Annotated in this window: 2 protein-coding genes and 1 pseudogene; all 3 read left to right on the top strand. The window is 75.9% G+C overall.

Annotated elements, in window-relative coordinates; genetic code table 11:
• Nucleotides 1-53 precede the first annotated feature (53 nt).
• The 3 genes and pseudogenes from E0500_RS45715 (at nucleotide 54) to E0500_RS42970 (ending at nucleotide 18,151) form a co-directional block, all read left to right on the top strand.
• Entirely contained in the window at nucleotides 54-5,642 is a 5,589-nt protein-coding gene (locus E0500_RS45715; RefSeq protein WP_220141838.1) for a type I polyketide synthase, read from the top strand.
• A gap of 136 nt (nucleotides 5,643-5,778) precedes the next feature.
• Nucleotides 5,779-11,487, top strand: a pseudogene (locus tag E0500_RS42975) (SDR family NAD(P)-dependent oxidoreductase); the annotation flags it as partial.
• Between the two features lie 82 nt (nucleotides 11,488-11,569).
• A complete protein-coding gene (locus E0500_RS42970; protein ID WP_399121013.1) occupies nucleotides 11,570-18,151 on the top strand; it encodes a type I polyketide synthase in 6,582 nt (2,193 codons plus the stop codon).
• Nucleotides 18,152-18,193: the final 42 nt, after the last annotated feature.

The following is an 18,193-nucleotide window of genomic DNA, read 5'->3' as shown; positions in this document are numbered from 1 at the left end:
TGGCCGAGGCGCCGTCCGCGACCGGCAGCGACGAGCCCATCGCGATCGTCGCGATGGCGTGCCGTTACCCCGGCGGGGTGGGCTCGCCGGAGGACCTGTGGCGGCTGGTGTCCTCCGGGACGGACGCGATCAGCGGCTTCCCCGCCAACCGCGGCTGGGACCTGGAGAAGCTCTACGACCCGGACCCCGGGAGCACCGGCACGTCGTACGTCCGCGAGGGCGGGTTCCTGCACGACGCGGACCTCTTCGACCGGGAGTTCTTCGGGATCTCGCCGCGCGAGGCGACCGCGACCGACCCCCAGCAGCGGCTGCTCCTGGAGACCGCCTGGGACGCCTTGGAGAACGCGGCGATCGACCCGGCCGCGCTGCGCGGCAGCAACACCGGGGTGTTCGTCGGCGCGATGTACGACGACTACGCGTCGCGGCTGCCGTCGGTGCCCGCCGAGTTCGAGGGGTTCCTGCTGGTCGGGAACACCTCCAGCGTGATCTCCGGGCGGCTCGCCTACGCGTACGGCCTGGAGGGTCCCGCGGTCACCGTGGACACCGCCTGCTCGTCGTCGCTCGTCGCCCTGCACCTGGGGGCGCAGGCGCTGCGGTCCGGGGAGTCCGACCTGGTGATGGCGGGCGGGGTGACCGTGATGGCGGGGCCGGGCTCGTTCGTCGAGTTCAGCCGGCAGCGGGGGCTCGCGCCGGACGGCCGCTGCAAGTCGTTCTCCGCGCACGCCGACGGCACCGCGTGGAGCGAGGGCGTGGGCCTGCTGCTCCTGGAGCGGCTGTCCGACGCCCGGCGCAACGGGCACCAGGTGCTCGCCGTGCTGCGCGGGTCCGCCGTCAACCAGGACGGCGCCAGCAACGGGCTCACCGCGCCCAACGGCCCCTCCCAGGAGCGGGTGATCCGGCAGGCCCTCGCGGGCGCCGGGCTGCGGGCCTGCGACGTCGACGCCGTGGAGGCGCACGGCACCGGCACCGCGCTGGGCGACCCGATCGAGGCGCAGGCCCTGCTGGGCACGTACGGCGCTGACCATGACGCCGAGAACCCGCTGTGGCTGGGCTCGCTGAAGTCCAACATCGGACACGCGCAGGCCGCGGCCGGGGTCGGCGGCGTCATCAAGATGGTCCAGGCGATGCGGCACGGGGTGCTGCCGAAGACCCTGCACGCCGAGGAGCCCTCGCCGCACATCGACTGGGACAGCGGCGCCCTCGCCCTGCTCACCGAGGCCCGTGAGTGGCCGGAGGCCGGGCGTCCGCGCCGGGCCGCCGTGTCGTCGTTCGGAATCAGCGGCACCAACGCGCACGTGATCATCGAGCAGGCGGAGGAGGAGCCCGCGACGGCCGGCGCCCCGGGTTCAGGGGACGTGGCGGGCGCCGGGGATCCGGCGGGTGCCGTCGCCACCCCGGGCTCCGGGGATTGGGCGGCGGCCGAGGACCGTCCGGCCCCGGGCACCGCCCTGGCCTGGCTGCTGTCGGCCAAGTCGGACACGGCGCTGCGGGCGCAGGCCGAGCGGCTGCGGGCGTTCGTGGCCGAGCGGCCCGGGCCCGCACCCGTCGACGTCGGTTTCTCGCTGGCCACCGGCCGGACCCGGCACGAGCACCGGGCCGCCGTGCTGGGGCACGACCGGGACGAACTCCTGCAGGCCCTCGACGTGTTGGCGCGGGGCGAGGACACACCCTGCGTCGTCCGTGACGGCGGCGGTACGAGGGGCAGGACGGCGTTCCTGTTCACCGGGCAGGGCAGCCAGCGCCCCGGCATGGGAGGCGACCTGTACGCGGCCTCCCCGGTGTTCGCCGCCGCCTTCGACGAGGTGTGCGCCCACCTGGGCGCCCACCTCGAACGGCCTCTGCGAGACCTCGTGTTCGACGGCGGGGACGAGCTGAACCGCACGGTGTTCGCGCAGCCCGCGCTGTTCGCGCTGGAGGTCGCGCTGTTCCGGCTCGCCGAGTCCTGGGGCCTCACGCCCGACCATCTGCTGGGCCACTCGGTCGGCGAGTTCGCGGCGGCGCATGTCGCCGGGGTGCTGTCGCTGCCCGACGCGTGCGCGCTGGTGGCGGCCCGGGGCCGGCTCATGGACGCCCTGCCGGAGGGCGGCGCGATGCTCGCTGTCGCGGCGGCGGAGGACGAGATCACCCTGCCCGACGGGGTGAGCCTCGCCGCCGTCAACGGCCCCGAGGCGGTCGTGGTCTCGGGCGACGAGGACGCGGTCGCGGCGCTGGAGGAGCACTGGCGGGCCGAGGGACGCAAGGTCAAGCGTCTCGTCGTCTCGCACGCCTTCCACTCCCACCGCATGGACGGCATGCTCGACGCCTTCGCCGAGGTGGCCCGTGGCGTGACCTTCCACCCGCCGACGCTGCCGATCGTGTCGACGGTCACCGGTGACCTGGTCGACGCCGCGCGACTGTGCACCCCGGAGTACTGGGTGGCGCAGGTGCGTCAGGCGGTGCGGTTCGCGGACGGGGTACGGCGGCTGGAGGCCGCCGGGGTCACCGACTATGTGGAGCTGGGCCCCGACGGGGTGCTCTCCGCGCTGGTCGAGCCGTGTCTGACCGCACCGGCGGGGACGGTGGTCCCGCTGCTGCGTGCCGGACGCCCCGGAACGCGTACCGTCGCCGCTGCTCTGGCGCTGCTCGCCCTGCGCGGGGCCCGCGTCGAGTGGAACGCGGTCTTCCCCGGCGCCCGCCGCACCCCCCTGCCCGGCTACGCCTTCCAGCGGCAGCGCTACTGGCTGACGGCCCCGGCCGCCTCCGGTGACGCCACCGACCTCGGCCTCGACTCCCCCGGCCATCCGCTGCTGGGCGCGGCGGTGGAGGCGGTCGACGGCGACAGCATCGTCCTCACCGGCCGGGTCTCCCCGCGTACCCACCCGTGGCTCGCCGACCACGCCGTCATGGGCAGCGTGCTGCTGCCGGGGACCGCGTTCGTGGACCTCGCGCTGCACGCCGCCCGCCGGGCCGGCTGCGCCCGGGTCGACGAACTCGCCCTGACCGCGGCGCTGGTGCTCCGCGAGGACGACGACGTACGCATCCAGGTGTCCGTCGGCGCCCCCGACGACTCCGGCCGACGTCCGCTGACCGTCCACTCCCGTCCCGCGCGGGCCGACGGCGACCGCCGCTGGACCCAGCACGCCGAGGGAACGCTGAGCACGGGCGAGCCCGCCATGGCCCTCCCCGAGGGCGTACGGCGGCCCGCCGACGCCGTGGAGATCGACCTCGACGGGGTCTACGACGCCCTCGCCGAACGGGAGTACGCGTACGGTCCGCTGTTCCGGAACCTGCGCCGGCTCTCCCGCCACGGGGACGACCTGCACGCCGAGGTCGCCCTCGCCGAGGAGCACCGGGCCGAGGCCGCGCGCTTCGCCCTGCACCCGGCGCTGCTCGACGCGGCCCTGCACCCGCTGCTGCCGGGGGTGGCGGACGTGGCCTCCGGGCCGATGGTGCCGTTCTCCTGGTCCGGCATCAGCGTGCCCCCGGCCGGAACGGACCCCGGCGCGCTGCGGGTCCGGCTCGCGGTGACGCAGTCCGACGACACGACCGTGGTGGTCGCCCTGCACCTCGCCGACGAGACGGGGCTGCCGCTGGCCACGATCGACGAACTCCGGCTGCGCCCCCTTTCCCCCGGCGACCTGGCCGCCGCGGGCGCCCGGGCCCGGGAGGGGCTGTACGGGGTGCGGTGGACCCCCGTGCCGACCGACCCGGCCATCACCGCCGACGACGGCCCCTGGGCCGTGCTGGGCGAAGGGCGCCCGCTGCCCTTGGGTGCCCGGCCCGTCCCGTCGTACGACGACCTCGCCGCGCTGCGGGAGGCGGTCGACGGCGGCGCCGAGGTCCCGTCGACGGTGCTGCTGCCCCTGCTGCCACCGCCGGCCGGGGACGGGCCTGAGAGTACGGCCGCCTGGGACGGTGCGGCGAGTACGGGCAGGACGACCGGCGGGGACGGTGCGGCGGGCGCTGGGGCTGCGAGCAGTGCGGTCGGTGCGGACGCTTCGGGCGGTGGCGGCGGGTTCGCCGGGCGGGCCCGGGCGGTGCTGCATGAGTTGCTCGGCACCGTACGGGACTGGCTGGCCGACGACCGGTTCGCGGCGAGCCGGCTGGTCGTGCTCACCCGAGGGGCCGTCGCCCCGGACGGTGAGGACGTCACCGATCTGGCGCGCGCCGGGGTCTGGGGTCTGCTGCGCTCCGCCCAGGCCGAGCAGCGGGACCGGTTCACGCTCGTCGACCTCGACGGCCACCCCGGCTCCCATGAGGCCCTCGGCGCCGCGCTGCGCACCGGCGAACCCCAACTCCTCCTCCGGGCGGGCGAGGTGCTCGCCCCGAGGCTGGCGCCGGCCGAACCGGGCACCCCGGCCGGGCCCGGCGGGGCCGGGCCGGGCTGGCGGCGGGGCACGGTACTCGTCACCGGCGGCACCGGCGCCCTCGGCACCATCCTCGCCCGGCACCTGGTCACCGAGCACGGCGCCCGTCGCCTGCTGCTGACCAGCCGACGCGGACCCGACGGCCCCGGCGCCCGGGAACTGGCCGAGGAGCTGACCGCGCTCGGCGCCCACGTCGAGATCGTGGCCGCCGACGCCGCCGACCGTGATGCACTGGCCGCGCTGCTCGCCGGCATCCCGGACGACCACCCGCTGACCGCCGTCGTGCACACCGCCGGCATCACCGACGACGCGACGGTCACCTCGCTGACACCGGACCAACTCGACGGCGTACTGCGGCCCAAGGTCGACGGCGCGTGGAACCTGCACCAGCTGACCAAGGACGCGGACCTGTCGGCGTTCGTCCTGTACTCGTCCGTCGCCGGTGTCGTCGGCACACCGGGTCAGGCGAACTACGCCGCCGCCAACACCTTCCTGGACGCGCTCGCCCACCACCGGCACGCGAACGGCCTTCCCGCGCACTCCCTCGCGTGGGGGCTGTGGGCCGAGGGCAGCGCGCTCAGCACCCATCTGTCCGACGCGGACCTCAACCGTCTGGCCCGCCTCGGACTGCTGCCCCTCACCAACGCCGAGGCCACCGCGCTGTTCGACGCGGCGCTCGCCCTCGACCGGCCCGTGCACGCCGTCACCCGGATCGACACCGGTGCGCTGCGCAGGGCCGAACACCTGCCGGCGGCGTTGCGGGGGCTCGCCCCGCGTCCGGCGCCCCGGGCCGAGCGGCAGCAGGTGCCGCTCCCGCAGCGGCTGGCCGGGCTCCCGCCGGCGGATCAGCGGCAGGTGCTCACCGATCTGGTGCGGGCGAGGACGGCCGCCGTCCTCGGGCACACCGACGCCACCTCGATCGGGACGACCCGCGCCTTCAACGAGCTGGGCTTCGACTCGCTCACCGCGGTCGAGCTGCGCAACCAGCTGAACAGCGCCACCGGGCTGCGGCTGCCCACCACGGTCGTCTTCGACCACCCCAACCCGGACGCGCTGGCGGCGTATCTGCGCGCGGAACTCGTCGCGGAGGTCGCCGGGCCGTCCCCCGCCGATCCGGTGCTGGCCGACCTCGACCGGCTGAGGGCCGCGCTGCCGGACGCGCTCTCCGACACGGCGGCGCACCGGAGCATCGTCGACCGGCTGCGGGAACTGCTCGACCTCGCCGACGACGACCTGCCCGACCTCGACTCCGCCACCGACGAGGACCTGTTCGCCCTGGTCGACGAACTCGACTAGCGCGCAGGGCCGCACGGCCCAGGACCGTTCCCTCCCCCGGACGGGCCCGGGCGACCCCACGACTTCTGTGCCGATTTCCCCATGGAGCTGAGACGACGTGACGACCGACGAGAACCAACTCCGCCAGTACCTCAAGCGTGCGGTCGCCGACGCCCGCGCGAGCCGCAAGCGGCTGCGTGAGGTGGAGGAGCGGGAGCAGGAGCCGATCGCGATCATCGGGATGGCGTGCCGCTACCCCGCCGGCGTGCGCTCTTCGGAGCAGCTGTGGCAGGTCGTCGCCGACGGCGTCGACGCGGTGTCGGCCTTCCCCGAGGGCCGCGGCTGGGACGTCGACGACCTCTACGACCCCGACCCGGACGCGGTCGGCAAGTCGTACACCCGGTACGGCGGTTTCCTGCACGACGCGGACCTGTTCGACCCGGAGTTCTTCGGGATGTCGCCCCGTGAGGCGCTGGCCACCGACCCCCAGCAGCGGCTGCTCCTGGAGACCGCGTGGGAGGCGTTCGAGCGGGCGCGGATCGTGCCGGAGTCGGTGCGGGGCAGCCGTACCGGGGTGTTCGTCGGGGCGATGTACAACGACTACGGCTCGCGGCCCCATCTGCCGGCCGAGGAGTTCGAGGGCTACCTCTACGGCGGCAGCGCGGGCAGTGTCGCCTCGGGTCGGCTCGCCTACACCTTCGGTCTGCAGGGCCCGGCGGTCACGGTCGACACCGCGTGCTCGTCCTCGCTGGTCGCCCTGCATCTGGCGGCGACGGCGCTGCGCCGGGGGGAGGCCGATCTCGCGCTGGCCGGCGGGGTGACGGTGATGTCCACGCCCACGTCGTTCGTGGAGTTCTCCCGGCTGCGCGGGCTGTCGCCCGACGGGCGGTGCCGGTCCTTCGCCGCGTCCGCCGACGGCACCGGCTGGGCCGAGGGCGTCGGTCTGCTGCTGCTCGCCCGGCTGTCCGACGCACGGCGCGAGGGCCGTCCCGTGCTGGCCGTGATCCGGGGGTCGGCGATCAACCAGGACGGCGCCAGCAACGGGCTCACCGCGCCCAACGGTCCCGCCCAGGAACGGGTGATCCGTCAGGCGCTCACGAGTGCGGGGCTGTCGCCGGCGGACGTCGACGCGGTCGAGGCGCACGGCACGGGGACGACGCTCGGCGACCCGATCGAGGCGCGGGCCCTGCTCGCCACGTACGGCAAGGAGCGGCCCGCCGGCCGGCCGCTCTGGCTGGGCTCGCTCAAGTCCAACATCGGACACGCGCAGGCCGCGGCCGGCGTCGGCGGCATCATCAAGATGGTCGAGGCGATCCGCCACGGGGTCCTCCCGAAAACCCTGCACGCCGAGGAGCCCTCCCCGCACGTCGACTGGGACACCGGTGCGCTCGCCCTCCTCACCGAGCACCGCACCTGGCCGGAGACCGGACGCCCCCGCCGCGCCGCTGTCTCGTCGTTCGGCTTCAGTGGCACGAACGCCCACGTGATCGTGGAGGAGGCGACAAAGGACACGACGACGATGGAGGCCGGTGAGGGGGTCGACGGCGGGGCCGGGGCCGGCGGCCCGGCCGGGGCCGGCGGCCCGGCCGGGGGCGTGGCCGCCGGCGGCGTTGGCGGGGTCGCAGGTGTGGGCAGGGTCGGTGCCGGAGCCGGCATTGGGGTGACCGCCGAAAACGGCGAGGGCGGCCCCGCGCGGGCTCCGCAGCGTCCCGCCGGAGGCGAGTCCTCCGCCTGGCCCGGCCGCCCCCTGCCGCTGGTCCTGTCCGGCAAGGGCGAGCGCGCCCTCGCCGCGCGGGCCCGGCAGTTGCTCGGCCTCCTGGCCGTCGGCGAGACCGCTCGGGTCTCCGACGGCAGCCCCACCGCCGGCGCCGGCCTCGCCTCCGTCGGCGGCCCTGGCAACGCCATCGGCCCCGCCCCCGTCACCGACATCGCCCACGCCCTGGTCACCACGCGGGCCGCGTTGGACGACCGGGCCGTGGTCGTCGGTGCCGATCTCGACGCGCTGACCGCCGGGCTGGCCGCGCTCGCCGAGGGGAGCGGGGCTCCGAACGTGGTGCGCGGTGGTCGTGCAGGGGCGTCGCGGGTGGCGTTCGTGTTTCCCGGGCAGGGGTCCCAGTGGGCCGGTATGGCGGCCGAACTGCTGGACGCCTCACCGGTGTTCGCGGCAGCCATGGCCGACTGCGGGGCGGCGCTGGCACCGGTCACCGACTGGGATCTGATCGAGACCGTACGGGCCCGGCAGCCGCTGGAGCGGGTGGACGTGGTCCAGCCGACGCTGTGGGCGATCATGGTGTCGCTCGCGGCGGTGTGGCGTGCCCACGGGGTGCGGCCCGCCGCCGTGATCGGCCACTCCCAGGGGGAGATCGCCGCCGCGTGCGTGGCCGGCGCGCTGTCCCTGGCCGACGGCGCCCGGGTCGTGGCCCTGCGTGCCCGCGCCATCGCCGAGGACCTCTCCGGCCGGGGCGGCATGATGTCGGTCGCGCTGCCCGAACCCCGCGTGCGCGAACTGATCGACGGCTACGGCGGCCGGGTCGCGGTGGCCGCCGTCAACGGCGCCGCGTCCGTGGTGCTCTCCGGTGACGCCGACGCCCTCGACGAACTGCGCGAGACGGTCGTGGCCGACGGCGGCCGCGCCAAGCGCCTCCCGGTGGACTACGCCTCGCACTGCGCGCACGTCGAGTCGATCCGTGAGCGGCTGCTGGCCGACCTGGCGGGCATCGAGGCCCGCCCCTCGCAGGTGCCGTTCTACTCCACCGTCACCGGCGGCCTGTTCGACACCGCCGGTCTGGACGCCACGTACTGGTACACCAACCTGCGGCAGAGCGTGCTGTTCGAGCCGACCACGCGGACCCTGCTGGACGGCGGCCACGGTGTCTTCGTCGAGTGCAGCCCGCACCCGGTGCTGCTGCACAGCATCGAGGAGACCGCCGACGCCGTGGGCACGGCCGTCATCGGCGTCGGCTCGCTCCGCCGTGACCAGGGCGGGCCCGACCGGGTGCTGGCCGCGCTGGGCGAGGCATTCGTGGCCGGGGTTCCGGTGGACTGGCCGGTGGTGTTCGAGGGCCTGCCGGTGCGCCCCGTCGAGCTGCCGACGTACCCGTTCCAGCGCGAGCGGTACTGGCTGGAGCAGTCGGCGCCCGCGTACGCGGCGGGCCCCGGCCCCTCGGACCACCCCCTGCTGGGTACGGCGGTCACGGTGGCGGGCGCCGACGAGGTGCTGTTCACCGGCCGGGTCGCGGCGGCCGCCCAGCCGTGGCTGTCCGGGCACACCGTGTCCGGCACCGTCGTGCTGCCGTCGGCGGCCCTGGTCGACGCGGTCGTCCGGGCGGGCGCCGAGGTGACCTGCCCGGTGGTGGACGAACTGGCCGTGCGGGCCCCGCTCGCCGTCCCCGACACCGGTGAGGTCCCGCTCCAGGTGCGGGTCGGCGCACCGGACGACTCGGGCCGGCGCACCGTCACCGTGCACGCCCTGCCGGACCCCGGCACCGGGCAGTGGGCGGAGCTGGCCTCCGGGACCCTGCGCGCCGAGGACGGCACGGCCGCCGGCCTCGCGGGGAGCGCCGGCGGCGTCGAGGTGCGGCTCCCGCAGGAGCACGCCGCCGACGCCGGCCGTCACGTCCTGCACCCGGCGCTGCTGGAGGCCGCGCTCGCGGTGGACGGGGGCGAGCCGTTCGCGGTCCGCTGGCGCGGGGTGCGGCTGCACGCCCCCGGCGCGACGGCCGTACGGGCCCGGCTCGCCCCGGCCGGGGAGAGCGCCGCGGAGGAGGGGGCCGTGTCCGTCGTCCTGACCGGCCCGGACGGGGCGCCCGTCGCCACCGTCGACTCCGTCGTCCGGCGCTCCCCCGAGCCGTCGGAACTCATCGGCGGCCCCGGCCCGCTGCGGGCCCTGCACCACGTCACCTGGACGCCGCTCACCCCCCGCCGGCCGGACCGGCCGGTCGCCTGGGCGGCCCTCGGGCGCCTGCCGGACGAGGAGCCCGGTGTGTCGTACGCGGCGCACCGGGCGTACGACGGCGAGTCCGGCGTCCCCTACTACGAGGACCTCGCCGCTCTCGGCCGGGCGGTCGAGTCCGGTACGGCGGTCGATGCCCTCCTCGTCCATCTCCCGGCGGCCGGCAACGACACCGAGGTCGTGGACGGTGTGCACTCGGCGACCGGGAGGGTGCTGGCCCTGCTCCAGGCCTGGCTGGCCGACGAGCGGCTGGCCGCGACCCGGCTCGTGCTGGTCACCAGGGGCGTGGTGGCCGCCACGGCCGGCGAGGTGCCGCACCTCGGCGCGGCGGCGGTCCGGGGTCTGGTGCGCTCGGCGCAGTCGGAGAACCCGGACCGGATCGTCCTCGTGGACGCCCCCGGCACGGGCGCGGACGCCGTGCATGTCCCCCCGGCGCTCCTGGCCGCCCTGCTCGCCTCGGACGAACCGCAGGCCGCCGTACGCGACGGCCGGCTCCTGGTGCCCCGGCTGCACCGGGTCGCCCGAGCCGACACGGGCGACGGCATGGCTCCCCGCTGGCGCCCGGACGGCACGGTCCTCGTCACCGGCGGCACGGGGGCGCTCGGCGCCGCGGTGGCCCGGCACCTCGTCGTCGAGCACGGCGTCCGGCGGCTGCTGCTGGCCTCCCGCCGGGGCGAACGGGCGCCGGGGGCCGAGGAGTTGCGTGCCGAGCTCACCGGGCTCGGGGCCGAGGTGCGGATCGCCGCGTGCGATGTCGCCGACCGTGACGCGCTCAAGGCACTGCTCTCCGAGATACCGGCCGGGCACGCGCTGACCGGGGTCGTGCACGCGGCCGGGGTCCTGGACAACGATCTGCTCCCGGCGCTGACGTCCGGTCAGCTGGACGCGGTGCTGGGTCCGAAGGCGGACGCCGCGTGGCATCTGCACGAGCTGACCCTTGAGGAGGAGCTGGCGGCGTTCGTGCTGTTCTCCTCGGTCGTGGGCGTGTTCGGCGGTCCGGGCCAGGCCAACTACGCGGCGGCCGGGGCCTTCCTGGACGCGCTGGCCGAGCGGCGCCGCGCCGAGGGCCTGCCGGCGAGCTCGCCGGCCTGGGGGCTGTGGGAGGTCGAGGGCGGGATCAACGCGGGGCTGACCCCGGCCGACCGGTCCCGTTTCGCCCGCGACGGCTTCGTACCGACGAGCACGGCGGAGGGGCTGGCGCTGTTCGACGCGGCGTTGACGGTACGTCACCCGGTGCTCACGGCGGTGCCGTTCGACCTCGCGGCCGTACGGGCCTCGGGCGGTCCGGTTCCGCCGCTGCTGCGGGCCCTGGTGCCGGTGGCCGACCGCCGCCCGGAGCGGACCGGCGCCGAGGGGGGCGTGCCCCTCGCAGAGCGGCTCGCCGGGATGAACGCGGGCGAGCGGCGGGAGTTCGTGCTGGGCCTGGTGCGCGGCGAGGTGGCCGTCGTGCTGGGCTTTGGCGACCCGGCCGCCGTCGAGACCCAACGGCCCTTCCAGGAGCTGGGGTTCGACTCGCTCACCGCCGTGCAGCTGCGCAACCGGCTGGGTGCGGTCAGCGGCGTCCGGCTGCCGGCGACCGTGGTGTTCGACCATCCGACCCCGGCGGCCCTCACCGCGTTCCTGCTCGCCGGGCTCGGGTCCGGGGAGGAGTCCGCCGGGCGGTCCCCGCTCCTCGCCGAGCTCGACAAGCTGGAGGAAATCCTCTCGACGGCCGGCGACACCGAGAACGCCGGTGCCGCCGACGCGGACGAACGCGCCGCCGTCACCGTCCGGTTGCAGACGATCCTGTCGCGCTGGATGGACGCCTGGGGCGGCACGCCCGGCGACGCCGGCCCGGAGGACCCGCTGGAGTCGGCCTCGACCGACGAGCTCCTCGACTTCATCGACAACGAGCTCGGCCGCGCGGGCAGCTGATGCCCCGCGCGGAACCGTCGTCCCGCACGCCCCCGGTGTCCCGCACCGCTGTCACTGCCGTCACTGCCGTCCCCGAGAAGATGTGAGTTGTCCCATGGCGGATGAGAAGAAGCTGGCCGACTACCTGAAATGGGTCACGGCCGACCTGCGGAAGGCACGCAGCCGCATCGCCGAGCTGGAGTCCGGGCGGCTGGAGCCGGTCGCGATCGTCGGCATGGCCTGCCGCTACCCCGGCGGGGTGGCCTCGGCCGACGATCTGTGGCGGCTGGTCTCCGAGGGTCGGGACGCCATCTCGGAGTTCCCCGCCGACCGGGGCTGGGACCTGGAGGGGCTGTACGACACCGACCCGGACACGCCCGGCACGTCGTACACCCGCGAGGGCGGGTTCCTGGACGGCGCGGCCGACTTCGACGCCGCGTTCTTCGGGATCTCCCCGCGTGAGGCGCTGTCGATGGACCCGCAGCAGCGGGTGCTGCTGGAGACCGCCTGGGAGACCTTCGAGCAGGCGGGCATCGACCCGACGGAGCTGAAGACATCCTCCAACGTGGGTGTCTTCGTCGGCGCGGTGGACCAGACGTACCTCGGCCTGGAAGGGCCCGAGGAGTTCGAGGGCTATCTGATGACCGGCAAGCTCAGCAGTGTGGTCTCCGGCCGCATCTCGTACTCGTTCGGGTTCGAGGGGCCCGCCGTCACGGTGGACACGGCGTGCTCGTCGTCGCTGGTCGCGCTGCATCTCGCGGCGCAGTCCGTGCGCAGCGGGGAGTCGGCGCTCGCCCTGGCGGGCGGGGTGACGATCAGTGGTACGCCGGGCGGGTTCGTCGACTTCTCCCGGCAGCGGGGCCTCGCCGCCGACGGCCGGTGCAAGTCGTTCGCGGCCGCCGCCGACGGGACCAGCTGGTCGGAGGGCGTGGGGCTGCTCCTCGTGGAACGGCTCTCCGACGCCGTACGCAACGGACATCGCGTCCTGGCCGTGTTGCGGGCCACCGCCGTCAACCAGGACGGCGCCTCCAACGGGCTCACCGCGCCCAGCGGCCCCTCCCAGGAGCGGGTCATCCGCCAGGCGCTCGCCGAGGCGCGGCTGGACGCGGCCGACGTGGACGCGGTCGAGGCGCACGGCACCGGCACCCGGCTGGGCGACCCCATCGAGGCGCAGGCGCTGCTGGGCACGTACGGTGCGGCCCGCCCGGCGGAGCGCCCGCTGTACCTGGGGTCGCTGAAGTCCAACATCGGGCACGCGGTCGCCGCGGCCGGGGTGGGCGGCGTCATCAAGATGGTCCAGGCGATACGGCACGGGGCGCTGCCCAGGACCCTGCACGTCGACCGGCCGACACCGCTGGTCGACTGGTCCGACGGCGCGGTGGAACTGCTGGCCGAGGAGCGCCCCTGGCCGCACACGGGCCGCCCGCGCCGCGCCGCCGTCTCCGCGTTCGGGGTGAGCGGCACCAACGCCCACGTGATCATCGAGCAGGCCCCCGAGCCGGCGGAGGCACCGGCGGACACGACGCGCCCGGCGAACGCCTCGACCGCGACGCCGTCCTCCGGCACCGCAGCCACCGCCCCTTCGGCCGCCCCCTGCACGGACACGGCCTCGGACGCCGGCACCCCCGCTCCCCCGGTCCCCCTCCCCGCCATCCCCTGGACCCTGTCCGCGCGGACGGCCGGTGCCGTGCGGGGGCAGGCGGAGCGGCTGGCCGAGTTCGTCGAGCGGCATCCTGAGGTGTCGGCCGAGGACGTGGCGCACGCGCTGGCCACCACGCGGGCCGGGCTGGAGCACCGGGCCGTGGTGGTGGGCGCCGATCGCGCCGAACTCCTCGCCGCGCTAAGCGCGTTCACGCCGGACGCGGTGGCCCCGGCCCTGCCGCGCGGCGCGACCGGCACGGGCAAGCTGGGCTTCCTTTTCACGGGGCAGGGTACCCAGCGCGCCGCGATGGGCCTCGAACTGCACGCCGTGTTCCCGGCGTTCGCGGCGGCCTTCGACGAGGTGTGCGCGCACCTCGACCCGCTGCTGGACCGGCCGCTGCGCGAGGTGATCGCGTCGGGCGACCGGCTCGACGAGACGGGTTACGCGCAGCCCGCGCTGTTCGCCGTCGAGGTCGCGCTGTTCCGGCTGTTCGCGTCATGGGGCGTACGGCCCGACCTGCTCGCCGGGCACTCGATCGGCGAGCTGGCCGCCGCGCATGTGGCGGGCGTCCTCACCCTCACGGACGCGGCGGCCGTGGTGGCCGCCCGAGGCCGGCTGATGCAGGCCCTGCCGAGGGGCGGGGCGATGGTGGCGCTGCAGGCCACGGCCGACGAGGTCGAGCCGCTCCTCGCCGGGGCCGGCGGACGCGTGGGCGTCGCGGCGCTCAACGGCCCGTCGTCCACGGTGGTGTCGGGCGACGAGGACGCGGTCGCCGGGATCACGTCCACGGTCCGCTCCTGGGGCCGTGCGACCAAGCGGCTGGTGGTCAGCCACGCGTTCCACTCCCCCCTGATGGAGCCGATGCTGGAGGAGTTCGGCCGGGTCGTGCGGGGCGTGACCCTGAGCGCGCCGGAGATCCCCCTGGTGTCCACGGTCACCGGCCGCATCGCCACCGAGGCGGAACTGCGTTCGCCCGACTACTGGATCCAGCAGGTACGGCAGCCGGTCCGCTTCGTGGACGCGGTCCGCACCCTCGCCGAGCGGCAGGTGACCACCACCCTGGAGCTGGGCCCGGCCGGGGTGCTCACGGCGATGGTCGACGACTGTGTGTCCGGCGTCGGCGCCGTGACCGCCGTGGCCGCCGTACGGTCCGGCCCGTCCGAGCCCATGGCGGCGGTGGCGGCGCTGGGGCGGCTGTGGAGCGCGGGCGTGCCCGTGGACTGGCCGGCCTTCTTCGCCCCGGCGGGGCCCCGGCGGCGGGTGGACCTGCCGAGCTACGCGTTCCAGCGGAAGCGGTACTGGCTGGAGGCCGGCCCCGCCGAGGCGTCCGGGCGTTCCGGGGGCGCGGCCGGCCATCCGCTGGTGGACGCGGCGGTCGGGATCGCCGGCCGTGACGAGCTGGTCCTCACCGCCCGGCTCACGGCCCGCTCGGCCCCGTGGCTCGCCGGGCACACCCGGCACGCCGAGGTCGTGCTCCCCGTCTCCGCGCTGCTGGACGTGGTGGTCCGCGCGGCCGACGAGGTCGGCTGCACGGTCGTGGACGAGCTGACCGTACGCCGCCCGATCGTCCTGCCCGAACGCTCCCGTGTCCGTGTCCAGTTGGCCGTCGGCGCGCCGGACGCCACGGGCACCCGCGCCTTCACCGTCCACACGGGCGCCGACGAGGACCACCCGGCGTGGACCGTCGCCGCCTCGGGGACCCTGAGTCCCGTCGGCCGGGAGACCCCGTTCGAGCTGGGGGCGTGGCCGCCGGCGGGCGCGGAGGCCCTGGACGCGGCCGACGGGGAGCGGGCGGCGTACCCGGGTGTCTCGGCGGCGTGGCACCGCGACGGGGAGCTGTTCGCCGAGGTCGCGCTGGACGAGGACACGGACGTCGACGGGTACGGGCTGCACCCGGCGCTGCTGGAGGCCGCCCTGCACGGCACGCTGCTGGCGGCCGGGCGGGGCGGGGTCGTCACGGAGGTGCGCGGGGCCCGGCTGCACGCGGTCGGCGCCTGCGCGCTGCGGGCGCGGCTGACCCCCAGTGCCGAGGGCGGCTGGGCGGTACGGCTCGCCGACCCGTCCGGGCGGCCGGTCGCGTCGGTCGCCTCGGCCGTCGCCCGCCCGGTCGACGCGGCCGAGGTCGCCGTGGCCCGGTCGCGTCCGCTGGACTCACTGTTCCGCCTCGCCTGGGACCCGGTCGTTCCGCAGGGCCGGGACCGCGCCGCGCTGGCCGTGCTGGAGACGGGCAGCGGGGACCTCGGGGTGGAGGACGTCCGCAGGTTCGCCGATGTGGACGCGGCGCTGGACTCGCCGGTCCCGTTCGACGCGCTGCTCGCCCCGTTCGTGTTCGCGCCGGGCGGTGATGTGGCGGCGCGGGCGCAGGAGGCGACACGGCGGGCGCTGGCCCTCGTCCGGTCGTGGCCGTCGGACGAGGGGTCCGCAGACACCCCGCTGGTCGTGGTGACCCGGGGCGCGGTCGCCACCGGCCGGGGCGCCGACCGGCGGGCCGGGGTGTCCGACCTGGTCGCCGCCCCGGTGTGGGGTCTGCTGCGCTCGGCCCAGTCGGAGATGCCCGGCCGGATCGTGCTGGTCGACCTGGACGACGACCCGGCGTCGGCCAAGGCCCTGCCCTCGATCGTCGCCTCCGGCGAACCCCAGGTCGCGGTGCGCGGCGGCACGGTGCTGGTCCCGCGTGTGTCCCGCCTGGCGCCGGCCGACGACGAGCCGGCGCCCGCGCCCTGGCGGCGCGACGGCACGGTCCTGATCACCGGCGGTACGGGCGCGCTGGGTGCCCTCTTCGCGCGGCACCTCGTCCGGGAGCACGGGGTGTCCCGGCTGCTGCTGGTCAGCCGCAGCGGCCCGGCGGCCCCCGGTGCGGACGAACTCGCCGACGAGCTGGCCGAGCTGGGCGCCAAGGTGATGATCACGGCGTGCGACCTGGCGGACCGGGAGGCCCTCGGCGCCCTCCTCGCGACCGTCCCGGCGGAGCATCCGCTCACCGGGGTCGTGCACACGGCCGGGGTGAACGACGACGGGATGATCGCGGCCCTGACCCCCGAACGGCTGGCGGCCGTGCTGCGCCCCAAGGTGGACGCGGCGTGGAACCTGCACGAGCTGACGCTCGGTCATGATCTGTCGGCGTTCGTGCTGTTCTCGTCGGTGGCGGGTCTCGTGGGCGGTCCCGGCCAGGCCAACTACGCCGCCGCGAACACCTTCCTCGACGCGCTCGCCGAGCACCGTGCCGCGAGCGGTCTGCCCGCGGCCTCGCTGGCGTGGGGCCTGTGGGACGCGGCGGGCGGCATGGGCGGCGTCCTCAGCGAGGCCGACCTGAAGCGGATCGCCCGCACCGGTCTGCTGCCGGTGACCGAGGAGCACGGCCCGGGTCTCCTCGACGCGGCGCTGCGGCTGGGCCGGCCGGCGCTCGTGGCCACACCCCTCGACGTGGCCGCCCTGCGCGCCCGCCCCGCCCAGGTCCCGATCGTCCTCGCCGGTCTGGCGCGGACACCGGCCCGCCCGGCCGCCCGGGACGACGCCGCGGGCACGCGGTCGCTGGCGCAGCGCCTCGACGGGCTGCCGGAGGAGCGGCAGCGGGGGGTCGTGGCGGAGTTCGTGCGCGGCGAGGTCGCCCTGGTGCTCGGGCACCGCGACGTGTCCGCGATCGGCGCCGACCGGCTCTTCACCGAACTCGGCTTCGACTCGCTGATCTCGGTGGAGCTGCGCAACCGGCTCGGCGCCGCGACGGGACTCCGGCTCTCCGCCTCCGTGGTCTTCGAGCACCCCACCCCGGCCGCGCTGACGGAGCACCTGTGCGCCGAACTCCTCACGACCGCCGCCGCAGCGGCCCCCGCCACCGCCGCCGTGGACTTCGCCGCGGAGGTGCGGCTCGACGACGACGTACGGCCGGCCGACGAGATCAGCCGGGTCTGTGTCGACCCCCGCGAGATCCTGCTGACCGGCGCCACCGGGTTCCTCGGGGCGTTCCTCCTGCGTGACCTGATGCGCTCGACGCGGGCCCGTGTGCACTGCCTGGTGCGCGGCGCCGACCGGGCCGACGCCGAACGGCGGCTGCGAGCGAACCTGGAGTGGTACGAGGTCCTCGACGAGGTGGACCCGGACCGGATCTGCGTGGTCGTCGGCGACCTCTGCGCGCCCCGGCTGGGGCTGACGGAGGACGAGTTCGACGATCTGGCGCGCTTCGTCGACGTCGTCTACCACGCGGGCGCCACGGTGAGCTGGCTGCGGCCGTACACCGAGCTGCGGCGGTCCAACGTGGACGGGACGCGGGAGGTGCTCCGGCTGGCCGCCCGGCACCGCACCGTGCCCGTGCACCACGTCTCGACGAGCGGGGTCTTCCCGGCGCCGGCGCCCGGCGCCGAAGGCGTCCCGGCGAAGGTGACCGACCCGACCGGCCCCGCCGAGGAGCTGTGGAACGGGTATCTGCAGAGCAAGTGGGTCGCCGAGCAGGTCATCGGGATCGCGCGGGAGCGCGGGCTGCCGGTCTCGATGTACCGGGTGGACGTGGTCTGCGGCGACCAGCGGGCCGGTGCCTGCCAGACGAAGGACTTCGTCTGGCTGAGTCTGAAGGGCCTGCTCCAGGCGGGCGCGGTGCCGGACCGGCTCGCCGGGTCCTTCCACATGGTGCCGGTGGACTACGTCAGCGGGACGATCACCACTCTCGCGGCGCGGGAGGAGGCCGCGGGCGGCACGTTCCACCTGTTCAACGAGCAGGACCAGGCCTTCGCCGACTTCGTCGGCCATCTGAGGTCGTGCGGCTACGAGTTGCCGGTCCTGGACTGGGACAGCTGGCGGGAGCGGGTGCGGGCCGACCGCGACAACGCGCTGGTGCCGCTGCTCGACGCCTTCGAGGCCCTCATGGCGGGCGACGGCCGCGCGACCTACCCGCCGCTGGAGGTGTCGGAGACAAAGCGGGCGCTGGCCGGCACCGGCATCGCGTGCCCGGAGATCGGACGCGAACTGTTCGAGAAGTACGTGGGGTTCTTCGAGCGCGCCGGTTACTTCCCGAAGGCCGGCGCCCACCTGGTGCCGGCGGCCGGCGCATGAGCCGCGCCCCCTTCGCGTGGCTTCGGATTTCTACACAGTGAG

The sequence above is a fragment of the Streptomyces sp. KM273126 genome (assembly GCF_004337435.2).
In the GTDB taxonomy this organism is placed as follows: domain Bacteria; phylum Actinomycetota; class Actinomycetes; order Streptomycetales; family Streptomycetaceae; genus Streptomyces; species Streptomyces acidicola.
Note: the sequence above shows the minus strand (reverse complement) of the source record. Positions and strands in the feature narration are given on the sequence as shown.

Coding starts and splice junctions, on each gene's coding strand:
- E0500_RS45715 (WP_220141838.1), top strand. CDS start 54: ATGGCGTGCCGTTACCCCGGCGGGGTGGGCTCGCCGGAGGACCTGTGG.